Source organism: Flavobacterium sp. (genome assembly GCF_043773265.1).
In the GTDB taxonomy this organism is placed as follows: domain Bacteria; phylum Bacteroidota; class Bacteroidia; order Flavobacteriales; family Flavobacteriaceae; genus Flavobacterium.
This window is the reverse complement of record NZ_JAYVFH010000042.1, coordinates 1-2,963: the sequence shown is the minus strand read 5'-3', so window position 1 is coordinate 2,963 and position 2,963 is coordinate 1. Positions and strand designations below refer to the sequence as shown.

At 30.2% G+C, this 2,963-nt stretch carries 2 protein-coding genes; one reads left to right on the top strand and one right to left on the bottom strand.

Going from position 1 to position 2,963, the window contains the following annotated elements; translation table 11 throughout:
• The first annotated feature begins 49 nt into the window (after window positions 1-49).
• The gene (locus ACH2BO_RS02050; RefSeq protein WP_395043099.1) at window positions 50-2,230 is read left to right on the top strand and encodes a M12 family metallo-peptidase; all 2,181 of its coding nucleotides are present in this window, start codon (window positions 50-52) and stop codon (window positions 2,228-2,230) included.
• Window positions 2,231-2,284: 54 nt separating this feature from the next.
• On the opposite strand, the gene ACH2BO_RS02045 is transcribed toward ACH2BO_RS02050, so the two are convergent.
• A partial coding sequence (locus ACH2BO_RS02045) for a TRCF domain-containing protein (protein WP_395043098.1) occupies window positions 2,285-2,963 on the bottom strand: 679 nt, incomplete at its 5' end.

The window sequence follows — 2,963 nt, the reverse complement described above, 5'->3', positions numbered from 1 at the left end:
ATATTCTTAACATTTGCATTAACTTTACAATAAAACACATAAAAATGCTATGAAAAACATTATAACAATTGCCTCGTTGTTGTTTTTCTTTTTTGGTTTTTCTCAAAACGAGATTGCTAATAAAGTTAAAGAATATGAAAACCAAAAAGCAATATTCAAATCAATTTCTCCATTAACACAAGATTCCAGTATTTCATCTAAAGAAGTTAATAAAACAGTTGAAAAATCTACATTGGCAAAAATAAATTTTCAATCAGTTGGTGAGGTTGTTTCTAATAAATATGATTTTATCGAATTACAAATTCCTTATAATGGTAGTGTTATTATAATGAATTTATATAAAGTGAATTTGTTTACAGAAAATTTTCAGATAGACACTAATTATTCTAGAGACATTTCTTATCAAAAAGGAGTTTATTATCGCGGAATTGTTAAAGGTGATTATAAATCTGTTGCGTCATTTAGTTTCTTTGAAAATGAATTTAATGGAGTTGTTTCTAGTCAAGAAGTTGCTAATTTAGTTGTAGGAAAGCTAGATAAAGTTAATAATATTTCAGATTATATTGTTTATTCTGACGCAAACTTTAAAGTTTCAAGTGGTTTTAATTGTTCTGTAAAAGATGATGAAAGCAAAATAATGAATACTTCAGAAGTCGCCAATAAAAATGTTGTAACTGCAAGATGTGTTACAATGTATTTTGAAATTGATTACAATTTGTTTCAATCAAATTCAAGCAGCACAACAACTACAACTAATTGGATGACATCTGTTTTTAATAATGTTCAAACTTTATATAGTAATGATGGAATTTCTACAGCATTAAAATCAATGTTCATCTGGACAACTCAAGATCCATATACTGGTTCAGCTTCAACAGATTATTTATTTCAATTTCATGATTTAAGACCTGTTTTTAATGGTGATGTTGGACAATTAGTTGGTATTGATCCTGGCGGACTTGGTGGCGTTGCAGTTTCTATAAATGGTCTTTGTACTCAAGATAATTTTTGTTATTCAGATGTAAATTTTAGTTACAGCACAGTTCCAACATATTCTTGGACTATAGAAGTAATTACTCACGAATTCGGACATTTATTAGGTTCAAGACATACTCATGCTTGTGCTTGGAACGGAAACAATACAGCAATCGACAACTGTGGTCCAGTTGGTGGTGGAACAGCCGAAGGAAGCACTTGTGTAACAAGTCCGCCAACAATTCCATCAACAACTATTAGAGGAACAATAATGAGTTATTGTCACTTAACTTCTTCGGGAATAAGTTTTAGCAATGGTTTTGGTCCACAACCAAGAACAGCAATTCAAAACGCAGTTGATGGAGTTTTTTGTTTAAGTTTTGATTGTGTTTCTACATGTATAAACTTTGTATCATCTGTCACAACATCAAATATTACAAATACTACAGCTACAATAAGTTTTATAGATACAAGCGGAGCAACTTCTTGGCAAAGAGCAGTTAAATCATTTTCTAGCAGTTTTAGTAATTGGTTGGCTGTTACTTCAAATCCTTTTAATGTTACTGGTTTATTGCCAAATACTTATTACAGCGCTAGAGTTAGACCAACATGTACAAGTGGCGTTACTGCTGGAAGTAAAGATGCAATTTTTGCTACTACAGCAAATTATTGTAGTGGAATAATCGTTACAGATACAGGTGGAACTGCAGGAGATTATACAGACAATCAATCATTTGTTAGAATTATTGCTCCTAATATTGCTGGACAAAAAGTAACTATGACTTTCTCTTCATTTTCTTTAGAACTCAATTATGATTATTTGTTTATGTATAACGGAAACTCTATTTCTGCTCCTTCATTTAATACTGCTGGTTATACAGGAACAACAATTCCTGGACCATTTACTTCAACAACAAGTGATGGTTCATTAACAATGAGATTCGAATCTGATCCTGGCGTTGTAGACCAAGGTTGGGTTGCAACAACATCTTGTAGTGCTTTGGGAACAAATGAATTTAATGGTATTGACTTTACCTATTATCCAAATCCTACCAATGACAATGTAACAATTGTTTCGAAAACTGAAATTAGTAAAGTATCGGTCTATAATGTTACAGGACAATTATTATATCAAAATGACATCAATGACTTGAATACCAAAGTTGATATTTCTTCATTTGCTGTTGGAACCTACTTTTTTAAAGTAAAATTTGAAGGAGAAAGAGAAGTGAATTTTAAAGTGCTTAGAAAATAGATTTTAACTTTTAAAAATATTGAAAAACCATCTTTAATCAGATGGTTTTTATTTTTAAATTAAACTAATCAACTCCAGCGCTTTATTAATACTTTTTACGTTTTCAAAAGTAAGTAGTAATCGTAGTCCGTTTTTGGTTTCTTTTTCTTTGATTTTGCACAAATTACTATTGAGTTGCACAAACTGAACCATTTTCATAAATCGATTGGAATGATAAAAATCACTTTGCTGATCACCAACAAAATAACCAACCATTTTTCCTTGTTTTAAGACTAATTTTTCAATTCCAATTGAAGTTGCTTTCCATTTTATTCTAATACTATTTAGTAAAGCAATAGCTTGTTTGGGCAAAGCACCAAATCTGTCAATTAGTTTTTGTTCATATTTTAGTAACGTTTCTTCTTCTTTTATTAAACTCAATTCGTTGTATAAACTCAATCGTTCTGTAATACTATTTATATATTCGTCTGGAAACAATAATTCGAAATCGGTATCAATTTGAATATCTTTTACATATTCTTTAGTTTCAATATCATTTTCAACAGGATACAATTCTTTAAATTCATTTTCTTTCAATTCTTCAATTGCTTCGTTCATGATTTTTTGATAAGTATCAAATCCGATGTCGTTTATAAAACCACTTTGTTCACCACCAAGTAAATCGCCTGCGCCACGAATTTCTAAATCTTTCATTGCAATATTAAGACCACTTCCTAGTTCAGAAAATTGTTCT

Bases quoted from the DNA above. Each gene is read 5' to 3' on its own strand.
- ACH2BO_RS02050 (WP_395043099.1), top strand. From the start codon at position 50: ATGAAAAACATTATAACAATTGCCTCGTTGTTGTTTTTCTTTTTTGGT.